The 17035-nt window shown below is 38.6% G+C and carries 15 protein-coding genes; 4 read left to right on the top strand and 11 right to left on the bottom strand.

The window, feature by feature from the left end:
* Nucleotides 1-329 precede the first annotated feature (329 nt).
* Nucleotides 330-752, top strand: a complete 423-nt coding sequence (locus CLI64_RS24195; RefSeq protein WP_103139616.1) for a response regulator — start codon at nucleotides 330-332, stop codon at nucleotides 750-752.
* A gap of 557 nt (nucleotides 753-1309) precedes the next feature.
* Here the strand turns inward: CLI64_RS24195 and CLI64_RS24190 are convergent.
* The 10 genes from CLI64_RS24190 to CLI64_RS24145 all read right to left on the bottom strand — a co-directional run bounded on the left by CLI64_RS24190 (nucleotide 1310) and on the right by CLI64_RS24145 (nucleotide 12704).
* Nucleotides 1310-2116, bottom strand: a complete 807-nt coding sequence (locus tag CLI64_RS24190; RefSeq protein ID WP_103139615.1) for a hypothetical protein — start codon at nucleotides 2114-2116, stop codon at nucleotides 1310-1312.
* A gap of 189 nt (nucleotides 2117-2305) precedes the next feature.
* The gene (locus CLI64_RS24185; protein ID WP_103139614.1) at nucleotides 2306-3076 is read right to left on the bottom strand and encodes a hypothetical protein; all 771 of its coding nucleotides are present in this window, start codon (nucleotides 3074-3076) and stop codon (nucleotides 2306-2308) included.
* A gap of 369 nt (nucleotides 3077-3445) precedes the next feature.
* A complete protein-coding gene (locus CLI64_RS24180; protein WP_103139613.1) occupies nucleotides 3446-4372 on the bottom strand; it encodes an Npun_R2821/Npun_R2822 family protein in 927 nt (308 codons plus the stop codon).
* A gap of 10 nt (nucleotides 4373-4382) precedes the next feature.
* Entirely contained in the window at nucleotides 4383-5378 is a 996-nt protein-coding gene (locus CLI64_RS24175) for an Npun_R2821/Npun_R2822 family protein (RefSeq protein WP_103139612.1), read from the bottom strand.
* Nucleotides 5379-5393: 15 nt separating this feature from the next.
* A complete protein-coding gene (locus tag CLI64_RS24170) occupies nucleotides 5394-6353 on the bottom strand; it encodes a glycosyltransferase family 10 domain-containing protein (protein ID WP_103139611.1) in 960 nt (319 codons plus the stop codon).
* Nucleotides 6354-6387: 34 nt separating this feature from the next.
* Nucleotides 6388-7590, bottom strand: coding sequence for a glycosyltransferase (locus tag CLI64_RS24165; protein WP_103139610.1), 1203 nt, complete (start codon nucleotides 7588-7590; stop codon nucleotides 6388-6390).
* Nucleotides 7591-7604: 14 nt separating this feature from the next.
* Complete coding sequence (locus CLI64_RS24160; RefSeq protein WP_103139609.1) at nucleotides 7605-9848, bottom strand: ATP-binding cassette domain-containing protein; 2244 nt, start codon at nucleotides 9846-9848, stop codon at nucleotides 7605-7607.
* Between the two features lie 240 nt (nucleotides 9849-10088).
* On the bottom strand, nucleotides 10089-11246 hold the full coding sequence (locus CLI64_RS24155) for a glycosyltransferase family 4 protein (protein WP_103139608.1): 1158 nt from the start codon (nucleotides 11244-11246) through the stop codon (nucleotides 10089-10091).
* A 79-nt stretch (nucleotides 11247-11325) separates the two neighbouring features.
* Complete coding sequence (locus CLI64_RS24150; RefSeq protein WP_103139607.1) at nucleotides 11326-12321, bottom strand: glycosyltransferase family 2 protein; 996 nt, start codon at nucleotides 12319-12321, stop codon at nucleotides 11326-11328.
* A 158-nt stretch (nucleotides 12322-12479) separates the two neighbouring features.
* Entirely contained in the window at nucleotides 12480-12704 is a 225-nt protein-coding gene (locus CLI64_RS24145; protein ID WP_103139606.1) for a hypothetical protein, read from the bottom strand.
* 380 nt (nucleotides 12705-13084) lie between these two features.
* On the opposite strand from CLI64_RS24145, the gene gloB reads away from it, so the two are divergent.
* The 3 genes from gloB (at nucleotide 13085) to CLI64_RS24130 (ending at nucleotide 15525) form a co-directional block, all read left to right on the top strand.
* The gene (gloB, locus tag CLI64_RS24140; protein WP_103139605.1) at nucleotides 13085-13858 is read left to right on the top strand and encodes a hydroxyacylglutathione hydrolase; all 774 of its coding nucleotides are present in this window, start codon (nucleotides 13085-13087) and stop codon (nucleotides 13856-13858) included.
* A 203-nt stretch (nucleotides 13859-14061) separates the two neighbouring features.
* Nucleotides 14062-14700, top strand: a complete 639-nt coding sequence (locus tag CLI64_RS24135; RefSeq protein WP_103139604.1) for a hypothetical protein — start codon at nucleotides 14062-14064, stop codon at nucleotides 14698-14700.
* 18 nt (nucleotides 14701-14718) lie between these two features.
* The gene (locus tag CLI64_RS24130; protein WP_103139603.1) at nucleotides 14719-15525 is read left to right on the top strand and encodes a pentapeptide repeat-containing protein; all 807 of its coding nucleotides are present in this window, start codon (nucleotides 14719-14721) and stop codon (nucleotides 15523-15525) included.
* A 131-nt stretch (nucleotides 15526-15656) separates the two neighbouring features.
* Here CLI64_RS24130 and CLI64_RS24125 read toward each other — a convergent pair whose 3' ends face one another.
* Complete coding sequence (locus tag CLI64_RS24125; RefSeq protein WP_103139602.1) at nucleotides 15657-17030, bottom strand: DUF2330 domain-containing protein; 1374 nt, start codon at nucleotides 17028-17030, stop codon at nucleotides 15657-15659.
* Nucleotides 17031-17035: the final 5 nt, after the last annotated feature.

Raw genomic sequence — 17035 nt, 5'->3', positions numbered from 1 at the left:
CAAAAAGAGAATACTGTAAGGAGTTGTAGCTAAAAATCAACGATGAATCCCAGACGAAATAATTCGATTGAGTCTTGTGTAAAAAGCCTGTTTATTTTTTTATAGAAAGTTTAAATAACATTTAACATGACAGCAAAAAGACCATATTAGGGGTCACACCCCTCTACTAACAGGATAAAAACAAGATTTACACTGAATCTGATAACTAAATTTTCTGTATTAGCAACTTGAAATATTATCTGGCTCTGCTTTTACTCATTTAGATATTGTCTCAGTTGTTTTTACGACTTGACTTTGACACAAAACTTTATTACCAATAAATATGAATAATGTTTAATAATTCGTTGTTACAACCTCACGATAGTTGTTGCCAAAAAATCAAACGTATCCTCATTGTTGAAGATGATAAGATAAATAGGATGTTATTGAGTGATTACTTAAAATATTTCGGATACAATGTTTTAAGTTTTCCGGATGGTGAAAATTTTATTTTTAATATTAAGAGTTTTAATCCTGATTTGATTTTACTAGATTTAAAATTGCCAGATATTGATGGCTATTATTTACTACAACAGGTTAAACAACACCCTAGCTGCCATAACATACCTATAATTGTTGTTTCAGGATTTGCTTTTGAAATTGATAAAGAAAAGGCAATTAAATTAGGTGCGAGTGATTATTTTGTCAAACCTATCAATCTCAATCTGTTAACAATTGCCATTGCGAAGGAATTAGCATACGCCCATATTTAATCAAAAGTCATTCCTGATGTGAATTAGGAAAACTTTTATATCCAAAAAATAGCTTACGCTGGTAGCTAGTGAGACTTCGTAGGGGCAGATTAATCAAATACCGTGAACAATTAACGATGATCTCGGTAAACCCCATATACAAATTTCTATGGAATTACTAGATTTTAATTCACATTAAACTTAATTCCAAAATATATAGCGTTTTCTAGTCTGCTGAGGTACAAATCTCTGCGTAAATCTGCGATTTACTCCGCGCCCCTCTGCGTTTCAAAATATTATCTGTACCTCACTTAACTGGGAACCGCTATATAAGGCGTAGACCAAGGGTGAATGCAATTATTTAGAGATGATTTGTAAACAAAAGCATATGAGGATGTTTGAAAATTTCTTGGGGATGTACCCAATACTCTCACATTTCCCTAAAGCCACCTCAAAAAAGAGGTATTTTACTCTATTTCCCCCTTTGATAAGAGAATATCAAGGGGATTGAGATCAATATTTAATACTTTTCAGCCATCCTCTCAGTAAAGATGAATGGTGAAAAAAAGACCCTGGACTTATCGATAGTAAAAGTTAAAATTCCTCAGTGTGAGTAATCTTGCTAAGTTAAGACGATAGTAATAACTGAGTTGACGTTGAATTTTTTCGCTAACAGCTTTGGGGTCTTTTAACTTATCCCAAAATTTTCTGGAATCCTTTTCACGAGAAGCGTATGTGTGTTGTAAAGCCTTTTTGACTATCTCATAGTTATGGCTATTGACACTCCAACCCACTTTAGATGCAGCTAAACCAATGGAATTTCCCTCACCTTGATGGATACCGTTTAATTCAAAATAGTTAGCGATGATTCCCCACTGCTGAATAAATTCTTGCTCTTTTCCTCCATCTCTAGTGATGATGAATAAATCCTCATGCACATACTTGACATTCTCGGTTTCCACTCCTAATTTTGTGCCTAATTTTTTGATTAATTCCAGTCTTTTCGGCACTTTTTTATTTCTGCTATGCTCAAAAATCGGGAGAAAATTTCCTGATGTAATACCAGGAGACCATTGAATATCATCAGGAATACCAGCCACAATTTTGGTATCTGCGTCTACCCAGATGACAGAATGATATTTAGATAAGGCTTCGCCGATGACAAAACGCTTGTCATTATAGCAATACCGGATACCTTGTTGACTGTGCTTGACAGCAATAATATTGTGGCGATCGCTCAAATCTTGCGGCTGATCGGTATAAACTAACAATATAATGCCAGGGAAATGTAATTCTAGTCCGGCTGCGAGTTCTTTCGCCAAACCACGGTATTTACTACCAAGGGCTAAGGTACAGAAACAAAAATCTTTTGCTGATGTTACCATTGTTCAGTATTTAGTTCAGTTAAATTTGGCAAAACTTTCTTGCACTGACTCAAGATAAATAAGGGAAATGATGCGAGACTTTGACTTTCCAAGTTTTAGATTTTAAATTGCAAAATCCAAAATCTAAAACTTGCTCAATCTCTTGATGGGTAAAGTCAATCTAAAATCCCAAATCTAAAATTTGTTGACTTATCTATAGAAGAATTGAAAATCTGTTAAAGCGGTTAGCCTAGCTTTATTTAAACGGTAGTGATAGCCAAGTTTTCTTTTCCACAAATCCCATACACTTTGTTTGTTAGTGTAGGAAGCATCTAAATGTTTCGTGATATTTCTAACTTCTGACCAACCTTCTCTAGACACATCCCAACCAACTTTAGCTGCTGCTAATCCCATTGCATTACCTGAACCTGCATGAATACCACGCAACTCTAAATATCTACCAATCTTTGCCCAGTATTTGAGATATTCGATTTCTCTACCTTCATCCCTGGCAATCATAAATAAAGACTCACCAATATATGGTGCATCTTCCAATGTGATGTTTAAATGCGCGGCTACTTTGCGAATATGTGGTAGTCTTTCGGGGGTGTATCTCGTCACATGAGCCACTAAATTCTCACAATGACCTGCTGTAATACCTGGTTTCCAATGCAAATTTTCAGGTAAAGGAGACAGTATCGTTGTATCTGCGTCAATATATATGGCGGCGGTAAATTTTGCCAAAGCTAATTCCATTACTAAGCTTTTATCGTGATAACAATGCAAAATTCCGCGTTGGTTATGTTTAAAAGCTAATACATTGGCATAATCTTGAAAATCTGCTGGTTGGTCTGTTAATACTACGAACATTTTTCCTGGTGCATATTTCGCCAATTCACCAGCCAACTGTTGTGTTAACTGACGATATTTTTTCCGTAAAGCTAATGTGCAGAAGCAGTAATCTTGTTGTTCGTAAGTCATAAATATTCCTTATGGCTATACACTTCAATGCCTTTTCAGTCTTGCTAATGGATTAAACTGACAGTATTTTTACAGATGTCCCAGAATGCCTTAAACATAAGATTACAATATATTGATACTTATCAACCGCAAGTAGACATAAATTTACTGTATTTTCACTGATAGTATGACTAATCTTAATGATTAACTGATGAAACTGCGAGTTTATACACCATTGCGTGTATGCCTTGCTTTAAAAAAGATGAGAGTGCTTAAGTGTATACCCTTAAGCACTCCCAAGTAAAATTAAAAATTTATTATGTCGAGATTCTGGAATAGTCGATCAATCTAGGCTTTTAACCCAAAATTGGTATGATGCCAACGAATTTGTTAGATTTTGAGTTTGCGTAACTGCTGTTTAATATGGTTAAGTGTTTTTTGCCACTGATTTGGTTTAACTGGCGCAGGTATATTAGCGGCAGGTAATGCAGAATTGAGATTGCGGTAGTGTTCCCAAATTTCCCAGTAGGGACAGCCTGGCTGAATCCGAATCCCTGCCCAATGGAGATATTGCAAAGGTTGGTTAACTGTAGGATCAAATAAGATATTTCCTTGAGTTTGAAATTGCGGCGAACCCCCCCAATTACCAGGTGCTTTGCCTGGCCTGCGAACAATATTAAATCGGCGAGGAATTCGTTTGAGCAACATATAATTGATAATCGGTTGATCAGAAGTCTTTTCAGAAAAATCAAAATACTCTGGATGAGCCGCACACTCACTAAAGGTTGTATACAAATCGTTTTCGGAAATGATATTTTTCCTAGCACCCCAAAAACCACCGTTAAAAATGTCTTGAACTTCGGTTTCTGTAAAAACTTTTTCTTCTAATACTTTGGATGTGAAAACGTTTTTAATACCACCTAGATGTTGATAATCACAACAAATAAAATCTGATTCAGCTAAATAATTGAGATTATTAATGATCTTTTCAAAAACAACAATGTCTGTATCAATATACAAGAATTCATCAAAAGGGCCAAACCAACAAGCTTGTTTACGGAATTGATTGGGACGAGCAAAAAATTGATTGCCAAATAGTTCATGTAATTTGCGGGACAGCCGGTCGATAAAATCTAAATCTGCATAGAGTTGTACACCATAATGTTGATTGAGTAATTCGGCTATTTGATGGTAGTTGTCATCATAAGGAATCATGATAATAGGTGTATCTTGGTCATGCAACCGGATACTATTGAGGAGTGCGATCGCCTGATCTGTTACCTTGTCATTGGCAATAATATAAATTCCCCGGCTCATCATCTTCACCTCAATTTTTTAATCCTAATTTTCTTAAAATTTTTGTGCCTAAACTCGGCGGAGCGTTGTAAGCTTTGGGCTTAGTCGTAAATTGTGGACGCTGATTTGGCTCATGCAAATAGCGGTAATGTAAGAACTCATCACGGTAAGGAAAGCCAACATTGTTTCCAGCACACAATTGCTCAAAAAATCGAGATTTAACCCCAATATAATGCAAATAAGTTAATCGCTTACCTTGGTCATATAGGATATTATCTTGACTAGTAAAATGGGTAGAGGTAACACAACAGCCTGTTTTCTGCTCTTCTGCTAGTTCGTAACTCAGATTACAGTGAGAAATTCCTGAGCGCATGACCATATAATTTAAGACTGTTTGATCAGGAGCCATTGGATATAATATTTCTGCTTCTCCCTGACGCAGCTTTTCTAAAAGCATCTCTTGATTTTGAGAGTTAAATACACCTTTTTTAGAGGCATAAAAACCAGAACAAAATGCCTTAGCTTCTAATTCTGCTGTGGTAAATATTTCTACTAATTTAGGAGAAGATAAATCATAAACATGAGATAAATCTTTATACTGAAAATCATAAACTACCCAGTCATATTTATCTAAACGGGCGAAAATTTCATCTAAGGGACTCATCAATAAAGTGTCTGCATCCATGTAGACAAATCTATCAAACGGCCCATCAAAAGCACAGTAACGACGATGAGTCCCCACCCGATAATATTTATCCCCATTAACTTTTTGCCAATTAGCTTGCGCTGTGGGGTGAGTATCCCAAACACGGCGCACAAATTCATCCCATTGTCGAATAGATTCTTGATTATCGTATAGTTGCACATGAGGACGGCGGGCAATTTCGGCAGCAATTTGAGTTGTATTATCGTCATAAGGATAGACACAAACAGGCATCGGCCGCCCATAAATTGCCTCTATACTATTAAGCAAAGCAATTAATTGGTCGTAAACTCGGTCATTAGCAAGGGTACAAATCCCATCCATAGAATTACTCCTTTCCTATGAGAATTTAGTGACAAATTCTGACAACCAATTAAGTAAATTCAGCTTATGTAAGATAATTTGTCTAGCCTCTGCGATCGCATCCTTCGCTGCATACCAAGCATCAGGAGTAGCAGTCACTTCTTGAATGTAGGCAATCCCTTTTTCATCTAAACTAGGTAAGCGTAAAAAACTGCCTGGAGGTAACAATTTATCGGCGGCTGACCCTCCGTAATAAATTGGTAAACACCAAGCTAATAAAGCATCCCATAATTTTTCGCTGACATACCAACTATTTTCGGCATAATTTTCAATAGATAAGTTGTAATAGTATGGAGCCATGCCGTGCCACTTATTACCTAATTCACCCCTTGATTTTGCAGAAACAGGTAAATTGCGTCCGTACAAATCAAACTTAATTTGATGATTTTGTAGTGACTCTAAAAATTGTAATCTTTGGCGATGATTAGCGGTGCGATTAATGCCAGAAGTAATCCAACTGCAAGGCGCGACTTTTTCAGGTACTGGCATTTCGTTTAATTCTTGAAATGAGTTGTTATGATACCAAATTGCCGGCATATAATCAGGCACAGGCGCAAAATCATCGGGGCCAGAAATATAGCCACAATATTTAGTAGCTACTTGGTAATAGTGTTTATTTTTCTCCACAACTTCTTCTAAAGGAGGTTCGCGCAAAAGATAGATAATTCTTTCTTTGGGAACTCCTCTTAAGCGTGAACTAACATCAACATTTGGTTTCTGTAGTTTTTTGCGTAACTTATCTATTAAAGATTGAGGCTGAGGTTTCTTCGGAAAATCATATTGATACATCAATAAAAAGTCTGGTTGGGGTGCTAATGCTTGCATTTTAATATTGCCCCAAAGACCAAATTGATGTGGAGTTTGTTGCCATAGCCAATCACCTCTTTGATCAAGATTGCGATAGCTACTAATCATCCCAACGGTTTTTAGATTCATTAGCGTTATATTGAATAGGGAATAGGAAATTTTTCTAAATTGTCATGGCAGGACGTAAAGGCTCTTCTACATAACTCAATATTTTTTCGGCTCGATTTTCCCAAGAAAATTGATGAGCTAATTCAATATTATGGAGATAACCTGATATTTTTCTGGGATAAATGTCTAAGGCTTGTTGGATTGCTTGGGCGAGTTTTTGAGGCTGATCAGGTTCGCACCATACAGCCGATAAAGGCATATCTTTAAATGGCATTAAAGGGGTGATTTCTGTGATCACTATGGGTGTTCCTGAAGCCATGTATTGAAAAAATTTCACAGGATTTGTGAAGTCAGCAGACTTACCAGAACAGTGTGGATGCACTAAAATATCCGCAGCTTGAAATAAACTTACTAATCTTTGTCTGGGTAATATCCAGCCTAGAAACTTAACATTATCTACTTGTTTTTCTTTGGCTAGTTGTTGATAGGCTCTAACTTGGTCTTCTTTCCCTCCAGTAATCGCAAACTGAATATGTGGTAATTCTTTGGCAGCATCTATTAAAACATCAATCCCCTTGAAAGGGTATAAAGCTCCTGAATAAACTACAAGCTGTTGTCGTTCATTTTCTAGTAGCTGTTTGCGCCATTCTTCGGCTTGTTGTGGTTGTCTGAGCAAGAAAGATTGATCAAAACCATTATGCAACCAAACTACCTTTTCTGGCGGCATACCTTGTTCAATGAGGCTTTGTCTAATCGGTTCTGATTGGGTAATAGCAATTTGAAAAAACGGACTATGGACAATTTCTGCTGGGAATTTTTCTGATTGGAAATAATGCCGTTCGTAGATGGTGGGAATCTGGTTTTTGACTGCGGCTTTGGCAAAGTTCCAATCTCTGGTATGGACAATTTTTGTTTGGGGTAATAAATGAAATGGCAGGTAATAACGCGTCAATACTGTCATGCTGGCAGTAAATTTTCCGCCGACGCAATCAATTGGCCAAGGCATGGGTAAAGTAGCAATTTTTAACTTTTCTTGGACATCGTAAAATTCTACAAAATCTTGCTCTGGGTATCTGAGATGAAAAGGTGAAAATAGTTCCCCAGGATTGAATTTACCACGTTGAGTATCTGGATAGACTAAAACTGCATCATACCCAAGATTAGCGGCGGCGTTAGCACAAAGCACATCATGTATTTCATGTGCTGTATCTGGCTTAAGTGATATGGTTCTACTAAAAAATAGATATTTATTTTTCATGGGAATTCTTAGGGTTAATTGTCGTGTATTTTGTTTTCAAAGTTTTCTAAGAAACTCAGTAGATTCATCCCTAAGTGCAGAGCTTCGTTGAGTGTCTGATAGCGATTTTGTTGCGCTTCTAGATAATTTTCTGTAAGCGATCGCAGTGATACAAGTAAGGCGTTAAATTTGAGATTTAGTTCTTGAATTTTCTGTAAATGTCCCATCTGCACACTATCATCTTGATTGTGGGATGAGGCGTTGCTGAGATAATGATTTTGTTGTTGGACTATATCCTCGAATATTTCTAGAGTGTTGAGGATTTTAAAGGTAGATTTGTAGGAATCTTCAATTAATGCTTGGTCTTCTTGATTATTTTCCGTCATTTCGTCTAGTAATAGGTGCAGTACGCCTATCATAGAGTTCAACTTATTCCGCAGTTCATGGGAAATTCGCAACAAGCTTTGATTGCTGTAACTGGTAGTTTCAGGAACATTGCTAAACTGCATAGAATAAAGGCGTGCATAATAACCATTTTTTTGTAGGAGTTGTTCGTGAGTTCCTACTTCCACTACCTGTCCTTGATCTAAGACTGCAATTTGATCAGCGTTTTGTACCGTAGAGAGACGGTGAGCAATCACTAAGGTAGTGCGATCGCGGCTCAACTCATCTAATGCAGCTTGTACTAAACGTTCGGATACGGTATCTAATGCACTGGTAGCTTCATCGAGAATCAGGATTTCTGGGTTTTGCAATAAGGCGCGCGCAATTGCTAGTCTTTGCCTTTGTCCTCCAGATAACATCACACCGCGATCGCCAATCATGGTATCAAACCCCTGTGGTAACTTACTGATAAACTCGTAAGCGTTGGCTCGTTTGGTAGCTGCAATGATTTCTGCTTCTGTAGCGTCTTGTCGTCCGTAGGCAATATTGTGTCTGACTGATTCATTAAACAAAAAAGTGTCTTGGCTCACAATACCCATACGCTTGCGCCAAGACTTGACATCAAAATCACGTAAATCTCTGCCGTCAACTGTAATACTGCCGGAGACGGGATCATAAAATCTGGGCAATAAGTCCGCTAATGTAGATTTACCTGCACCAGAACCCCCCACTAACGCTAAGGTTGTCCCACGGGGTAAGAATAAACTGACATCTTTTAAAACTGACTTGTCATGTCCTGGATAGTTAAAGGACAAAGAGTTGAAATGTATACCTTTTTCTAGTTTTTCATAGATGACATCACCACTAGCCATAAATGGCTTGTTGTCAAGACGTAAAAATTCCGAAACGATATTGACACTAGGCGCGCTATTAGCAAAACTATTGCGAATACCGTTCAACTGAGATACTAGCGGTAACAATCGCAGCAAGACTAATAAATAAGTCAGTAGCACTGCTGATAAAGCATTGACTTGATCGGCAAAGAGAAATCTGCTTAAAAATACAATCAGCAACAAAGCCGTAATCCCCATGACTTCACTAAGTGGTGCAATCACTTGGGAATTAGCTTGAGAATCATAATCTGCCTGTTCGCGATCGCGAATTAGTTGTCTAATTCTGTGAAATTCTTTTTCTTCATTACCTGTAGCTTTGACTAACCGAATACCATTCAATGTCTCTAACACAGCAATTGAATACACTCTCGACATTTCACTGAGCATCTGTCCGAACTTTTTCGCCCGAACAATAGCATACTGGTTAATCAGAGTTACAAAGGATAACAATATAGTAGATGCAATAGTTAACTGCCAGGAAATTGATAGCAGCAGTCCAACAAATACAAAAATTGTGATAACAGTAATAATTAATTTAATAACATTGCTAATGGAGGCTGCTGCCCGGCTAATTTCTCCACCTAGACTGTTTAATAAGTCTCCGACTCTCATTTTAGCGAAGTAGTCTAGGTCAACTTCTAACAGCACTTTCAATCCAGCTTCGCGGATATCTGAAGTTAATTTCCTGGTAAAAGCACCAGAGGTTAAAGCACTAACATAAGAAGCTAAATTTTTTAAACTAATCAATAAGATAATCGCCAATGACATGACAAATATGCGATAGTTCTCTTGTACGTTGTCAAAGGGAGTCATAATTGATTTAAGAATCGGCGGAGCATTACTTAAATCTATTTCTTGCCCCACTATCTTTAAGATGATCGGTACAATCAAAGTTGTACTGACACCATTAAATAAAGCTCCAGAAAATCCCAATAATACTGTTAGCAAAATCCAGCCGGGATAGGGTTTAGCAAATTTGAATAGTAGTTTTCTGGTAGACATTTGTTTTTATGTTCACATCCAACGTTATTTTTAACACTATTTTGTAATTTCTCTATATTTCACTCTCCTCATCTCAAGTAATCAACATTTATGCTGGGATTAGCTGTATTTTTGCTGCTATGTAAAATAGTATACTCTTAATTATCAACTCAGTAGGGTATTAGCCTGAGTAAAATAGGCAAAAACCTTGTGATGTCTAGCTTCTGGACTACCCTAAAATCCCTAACCCCTACTTTGGATTCATAATTGCGCGATTAATGATTCTAAAGTGATAGCCATCGCTTCTAAACTATACTTTTCTACACATCTTGCTCTCGCTCTTTCACCTCGTGCATTTGCTGAGTCTAAATCTTGAAATATTGATTGGATTTGCTGGGCTATTTGTTCCGGTGATGCAGGGTCAACTACATAACCTGTATCTGCTAAAATTTCTGTAATATCTCCTACATGAGTTGATAATACAGGTTTAGCCATTGCCATCCCATCTGTCAACTTTAAAGGAAATTGCGCGCGCGAGGTTAATGTATCTCGTTGGGGAACAACGACAACGTGAGCCGCAGCTACGATTTCTGGCATAGTATCCACAGGACATTTCGGTAGTTTAATAATCCAACGTCCCCATTTTTGAATTAATTGCTCATCGTAGTCATCGTAAGGACTACCACCAACAATCACCAGTCGTAAATCTGACTCATCTAACAAGTCCAAAGCCATTAAAACATCTTCCACCCCCTTATGAGGGCGTGGTGCGCCTGGAAACATTAAAATCCGGTATGGAGTCAAACCATAACGCTCTCTGCTGGCTTCGGGATTATACTTACTAGGGTCAAACATAGCGGTATCTTTACCGTTAGGTACATAAACACCGCCAAAACGTTTTTGCAAAAACTCCGTGTCTATAGTGATAGCATCCGCTTTTGGTACTAATTTTTCTATCCATCGAAGATACAACGGATGGTCTGGAAACCTCAATGCACCATTAGGCTTAAAAATATCCCTGTACAATTGCTTTAAACCAGGACGATATTGCCATTCATCACCACCATACCAACTCAGTTCCCAATCATCCATATCTAACATCAAAGGACGATCGCTAGTATATTTGTGCAGTAGAGATATACCAAAACTGGTCATTTTAGGTTTGACGGCGTAAATAATATCTCCCTTTAAATTCTTAATCAGCTTTTTAGCCGCAGTTAAAAACTGGGGATATTTTTCTCCTTTAATCGAAATTACCTCGACATTAGCCGGAGGAATAGCATATAAATCTTCGCCAAATAAAAAACCGACAACTTCTATTTCATAATTGAGTTTGTGGAGGACTTGACCTAGTAAAAATGCTCTAATTGCACCGCCTCCAGACAAGTCACTGACAACTAGGGAAACTTTTTTTTTCATGACTGTTTGCGTTGCTTCGCTATACTAATTACACCTGGGTGATTTGCTCAATTTTAGCGGTTGAATTCCTGAAAATTGATTATTTAGGTGTAAAAACTGAGAAAATCTTTTTGGAGCGTGGCCCCCGATAATCTTCGTAAATGATAAAGTTGGGGATAAGTGTTCGCATCCAATATATTAGTCTCACAATTAAAGGATGATGAATAGCAATTTTATTATGAGCTAAATAAAAAGGCGGCTGCATCATATTCAGTAATCTATCTAAATTTGGTGCATTTTTGGTTTTGATTGCCTCTTTTAATAAAAAATGAATTCCTACTTGACACAAGGGAATCAGTTCTTTGTGTTTCCTGATGACAGTTTCATAAAGAATAATGTAATAGTTTTGCATATAAGACCAGTTGTTAGTTCGATTAGACTGGTGTTTTGTATAGAATGTACCCACTATAGGTGTATGGATAAAATCTACACCTGCAACTAGTAAATCTAAAGTGAAATCTCTATCTTGTAGAGCCTTCAACTCTTCATTAAACATTTTCTTTTGGAAAACGCTTTTATGAATTAGGAGGCATTGTTGTAGTAAAGGAAATGGCGAATCAGCTAAGAAATCGGGAATTAGCAAACGTTGGATTAATTGTTTTTGATTGTAATCAGGAAGTATCTTGCTTTCGCGCCTGAGAATATTTTGATTTTTATCTAAATAAACTCTTTCATAATCACAATAAAAAACAACTTCTTGGTGTTTTAATTCGCTTAAATAGTTTAATTGAAATCTGGTTTTATCTTCGTGAATCCAATCATCAGGATCTAAACATTGAATCCATTCCCCTTGAGCTTCCCTGATGCCAAAGTTTCTAGCTGAAGAGACTCCACCATTTTCTTTATAAAAGTATTTGACTCGTGGATCTCTACTTATTAGCATCTCGGCTACTTGACGGGTGTTATCAGTGGAACCATCATCCACAATAATACATTCTAGGTCAGAGATTGTTTGTTTAAGTACGCTATCAACGCACTTTTCTAAGTATTCGCCTCGATTGAAAGACGGCAAAATAAATGAGACTAAAGGAGTCATGGTATGATTATTCTCCGTAATATAGAAATTTCTTATACATATTTTGCAGTTATGCCCAGATGGTAAGATATGTAGCTTTATTTTACGGCATAAAGAAAATTATGTGGACAAAATTACGGTGGAATATTACGGATATATTTCAAATAATACTTTGTCTATTAGTCAATAAGCTTTAATTGTCCACTTTGAATATAGTCAAAAACCCGATTGATTTGACGGCGGGCTTCATCACTCATTCTATGATGACTAAATACTGTGCTGGTTAGTAAGTGATGATCTTGGCTACTCATTTTCCCTGATCTGATAATGCGGTCTACAATCTGTTTGGTGGTGGTGTCTATAGAATTGGTAGTTTTGTGAGTAGAAAATGGTGATTTGTTCATTGGGATGAAGGTCTGAAAGTGCAATTTTGTGACAAAATCTAACGTCTAAGTCAGGTACGTTATCGTAGGTTGAAAAAGCAAATAGCATACCCAATATCCACAATTTCAAGTATTAAGTTTGAGCTTTGTTCGATAAAGCTCACGATAAATTTAACTTCATGTCGCTTTTTTGACATAGGGAAAAATCACTGATTAATCACTAAAATACTGATAATCTTTAACGGAATTGTAGTGTAATTACCGTTGTGTATCATGAGTGTGAAACATGAATAAAAGTTATATTAAAGAAATATCATGAATCTAACTTGTCATCAGTACAGAATTTCTCAGAGAAAATACCCAAAATTATGCAACGCCTACATGTAACCGAGGTATAGCCCATGCAAGTTATTCGCCTTGAGGCACTTTCAGACAACTATATATTCCTACTGCATGATGAGCAAAGCAATGTAGCGGCTGTAGTTGATCCCGCAGAGGCTGAACCAGTCCTGAGACATCTAGCCCAACTAAATGCGGAATTAGTAGCTGTTTTTAATACTCACCACCACCATGATCATGTCGGTGGTAATCAAAAGCTGATGCAGAAGTTTCCACAGTTGACTGTTTACGGTGGTGCGGAAGATCAAGGCAGAATACCTGGACAGAAGGTGTTTTTACAACCAGGCGATCGCGTCCAATTTGCGAATCGAGTCGGTGAGGTGATTTTTGTACCCGGACACACCCGCGCGCACATTGCTTATTACTTCCCGCCCCAAACCACCAACGAACCTGGAGAATTATTTTGTGGAGACACCTTATTTGCTGGAGGTTGCGGTCGTTTGTTTGAAGGGACACCAGCGCAAATGGTGGAATCATTGAGTAAACTCAGGTCTTTACCAGACCATACCCGTGTGTGGTGCGCCCATGAATACACATTAAAAAATTTACAATTTGCCTTGACTATAGACGGTAATAATACTGATTTGCAAAAACGGATTTATGAAGTGAAAACACAACGCGATCGCCAAGAAGCCACCGTCCCCTCATGGTTAGGAGTAGAAAAGTTAACCAATCCCTTTTTACGTTGGGAGCAACCAGCACTACAACTTGCAGCTAACAGTAGTGATCCAATACAGACATTCGCACGGATTCGGGGAATGAAGGATATGTTTTAGTCAATAGTCAATAGTCAATAGTCAATAGTCATTAGTCATTAGTCATTAGTCAATAGTCAATAGTCATTAGTCATTAGTCACCACTCACCACTCATTACTCAGCACTCACCACTCACCACTCAGCACTTATTACTCAGGCTTATGGTAGTTTAAAGTAGCACCTGCGAAATATAACTTTACCTTCATGACTGGAGAGCATCACCTTGGGAATAGAACTACGCAGTTTCGTATTTCTCGACAGCCTGCAACCACAACACGCAGCATATATAGGAACAGTAGCCCCAGGTTTCCTACCATTACCAGGTGACACCTCGCTATGGATTGAAATCTCTCCTGGTATTGAAATTAATAAAATTACAGATGTCGCCCTCAAAGCTGCTTCCGTGCGTCCTGGGGTGCAGGTGGTGGAAAGACTCTATGGACTATTGGAAGTACATTCTAGTTCTCAGGGAGAAACGCGCGCCGCCGGTCAAGCAATTTTAGCGATGTTGGGAGTCAAACGCGAGGAATGTCTCAAGCCTCGTGTGATTTCTAGTCAAATTATCCGTAATATCGATGCTTATCAAGCACAACTGATCAACCGGACGCGTCGGGGACAACTATTACTTGCAGGACAAACTCTATATGTCTTAGAAGTCGAACCTGCGGCGTATGCGGCTTTAGCTGCCAATGAAGCGGAAAAAGCGGCTGCAATTAATATTTTGGAAGTGCAAGCTGTGGGGAGTTTTGGCAGATTGTACTTGGGTGGACAAGAACGCGATATTCTAGCAGGTGCGGCTGGAGCAAAAGCAGCGATTGAAAGCGTAGCTGGTAGACTTTCCCAGAGCGATCGCCAGGAATGAAGGAGAGAAAATGAGACAATGGCAAATATAGAGCATCTAGGTTTATTGCAAGCTGGCGCAGTCCGATGGCTGGAGTGGAGAAACACTAATCCTCATATAGCACCAGACTTAAGCACCGCCGACTTACAAAAACATAACCTCAGAGGCGCGCACCTCCAGGGAGTTAACTTGAGCAAAGTTGATTTAAGTCATGCTTTACTAGTACGCGCCGACTTGAGCCAAGCTAATCTCAATAGTGCCAATCTCCATCAAGCCAAACTCAGCGAAGCTAATTTAAATGCGGCTCAATTGAGTGTAGCCGATTTGAGTCAAGCCATTCTTACCCAAGCTAATTTGAGCCATAGTATCCTTATCGGCTCTAACTTAAGCGAGGCAAACTTCAGGGGAGCGACTTTGATAGCAGCTAATTTGATTGGTACTGACTTGAGTAATGCTAACTTGAGAGATGCCGATTTAGACGCAGCCCAGTTAAACCGCGCTCATCTTTGTTTTACCAATTTGATTGAGGCGAACTTAATCGAGACGAATTTAAGTGAAGCCAATTTATACGCCGCAGATTTAGTAGGAGCTTATCTCTACAAAGCTAATCTCGAAAAAGCCCGACTCTACAAAGCTCATTTGAGTAGTGCATACTTATTTCGGGCTAATCTCACTGAAGCTGATTTAACTGGTGCTGACTTAGGATGGGCAAATCTCAAAGGTGCTAATTTAGCAGGTGCTAACCTCACAAATGCAAACCTCAGAGGTGCAAATCTGGCTGGTGCAAATCTAACTGGTGTCAACTTTCAGAATGCAATTATGCCCGATGGGATAAGACATGATTAGTCAACAGTCAACAGTCATTAGCTTAGTAGGGTGCGTCAGTGCGAGAAAACCTAACTATACCAAGAGATTATTCATACTGACGCACCCTACAGTTTGGATATTTTTTTATCTGGAAGTCCCATTGCGAATTGCTATGAAATTCCCAACCAAGAAAATATGGTGTCCCACCAGGAAGTTCTGATATCACCTACAGTTATACGCATCTTGCGCCGGATGTCTTGGATGTTCCAATTGGTTAATTTGGCGAGAGTTTGGGCTTCTTGTTCAAAACGTCTTGGTAAAGACCGTTTATATTCTTTTCCGGCTTGACATTTCACTTCACCAGTAAAAGGATGCTGCAAAACATATCTCCCTTGGAAAGATTCTTGGTTCGATGTATCTTGAAACATCAAATCTTCGGGGAATTTGTCGCGGGTGTAACGGACGTGTAGGCGTGAGATAAAAACGTTATTGTTAGGGAAAGGGCGACGGAGGTTAGGGGGTGCGGGTTCATCAGAAGAATTAGTGTCTAGCCAAAATACACCTGCTTGTTTGAGTTCCTCTGTAGTTAAGGGTTCTGCTGAACAAGGATCACAATTACTCATGTTCCAAGCATATTCTAAAAAGGCAACTCTCTTGCCTTCTTTGGTGTAAGCAGTTTCAAAGGTAGATTTGTAAAAGTCGCCAAATTCCTGTTTGATAAATACGGGAATATTCAGGTTAGAAGGAACTTTGACTGTCCGGTAGTTGGTAATTTCGGCTTGTCCTTTGGGCGAGAGGATATAAACTATTAAATCTTGCTCGGTGGTGGCGTTAATCATGCCCAAGCGAATTGGTAACATGAACTTGGGTGATTGATAAGAGATTTGCAATGGGCGGAGAAATTCATAGCCAGATTGGGCGAATTTATTGAGGTTGACCTTAGCTACAAAAAACTTCATGGAAGAGCGAATGTAAGGCTTGAGTAACTGTTGCGCGCCTCTGGGAATTTTGTAACCGTTGCGATTGAGCCAAGTTTCTAAACCACCAGATTCTTTTGCACTCAAAACGACAATATCGTATTCACCCACATTAAAACGTGCTTCCACCGTTACACCCAAACTGCGATCGCGTGTGGAATTTTCTGCTTCTTCCTGTCGTGCTGAGGGTGCTGCTAAAAATAGATCTCCTCTGTTACCAGATATATTGCAGGGGTCTTCATCGAAATACTCTACTAAACGCGGCGCGCTAAAAGCATCTAAACGTTCAATAATCTTGGGATCTGCAACACGGACTTGCTCTTTTTTAATCACTGTAGGAACAGGAACCACCATCGCAAAATCTTTGACTTCCCCTTGATAGTCGTTCGCCATCGTCAACACAGTGCGATCGCCATCTCTAGCAATCACCACCTGAGAAGCTTTGTTATAAAGTTTGGCATCAGCTTTTGCCACATAAAAGCCACAAAACGCCCAAGCTGTAGGTGCAAAGCACAATACAGACATTAACACCGACAATAATGGAATAATTAATCGAAAATGCTGCATTTTAT

Source organism: Nostoc sp. CENA543 (assembly GCF_002896875.1).
Classification (GTDB): Bacteria; Cyanobacteriota; Cyanobacteriia; order Cyanobacteriales; family Nostocaceae; genus Trichormus.
This window is presented reverse-complemented; position numbering and strand designations above follow the sequence as displayed.

What these genes read in the sequence shown, in the direction of transcription:
- CLI64_RS24180 (WP_103139613.1), bottom strand. Translation starts at nt 4,372, where the DNA reads ATGAGCCGGGGAATTTATATTATTGCCAATGACAAGGTAACAGATCAG.
- CLI64_RS24185 (WP_103139614.1), bottom strand. Translation starts at nt 3,076, where the DNA reads ATGACTTACGAACAACAAGATTACTGCTTCTGCACATTAGCTTTACGG.
- CLI64_RS24165 (WP_103139610.1), bottom strand. Translation starts at nt 7,590, where the DNA reads ATGAAAAATAAATATCTATTTTTTAGTAGAACCATATCACTTAAGCCA.
- CLI64_RS24125 (WP_103139602.1), bottom strand. Translation starts at nt 17,030, where the DNA reads ATGCAGCATTTTCGATTAATTATTCCATTATTGTCGGTGTTAATGTCT.
- CLI64_RS24195 (WP_103139616.1), top strand. Translation starts at nt 330, where the DNA reads ATGTTTAATAATTCGTTGTTACAACCTCACGATAGTTGTTGCCAAAAA.
- gloB (WP_103139605.1), top strand. Translation starts at nt 13,085, where the DNA reads ATGCAAGTTATTCGCCTTGAGGCACTTTCAGACAACTATATATTCCTA.
- CLI64_RS24150 (WP_103139607.1), bottom strand. Translation starts at nt 12,321, where the DNA reads ATGACTCCTTTAGTCTCATTTATTTTGCCGTCTTTCAATCGAGGCGAA.
- CLI64_RS24170 (WP_103139611.1), bottom strand. Translation starts at nt 6,353, where the DNA reads ATGAATCTAAAAACCGTTGGGATGATTAGTAGCTATCGCAATCTTGAT.
- CLI64_RS24160 (WP_103139609.1), bottom strand. Translation starts at nt 9,848, where the DNA reads ATGTCTACCAGAAAACTACTATTCAAATTTGCTAAACCCTATCCCGGC.
- CLI64_RS24130 (WP_103139603.1), top strand. Translation starts at nt 14,719, where the DNA reads ATGGCAAATATAGAGCATCTAGGTTTATTGCAAGCTGGCGCAGTCCGA.
- CLI64_RS24155 (WP_103139608.1), bottom strand. Translation starts at nt 11,246, where the DNA reads ATGAAAAAAAAAGTTTCCCTAGTTGTCAGTGACTTGTCTGGAGGCGGT.
- CLI64_RS24145 (WP_103139606.1), bottom strand. Translation starts at nt 12,704, where the DNA reads ATGAACAAATCACCATTTTCTACTCACAAAACTACCAATTCTATAGAC.
- CLI64_RS24175 (WP_103139612.1), bottom strand. Translation starts at nt 5,378, where the DNA reads ATGGATGGGATTTGTACCCTTGCTAATGACCGAGTTTACGACCAATTA.
- CLI64_RS24190 (WP_103139615.1), bottom strand. Translation starts at nt 2,116, where the DNA reads ATGGTAACATCAGCAAAAGATTTTTGTTTCTGTACCTTAGCCCTTGGT.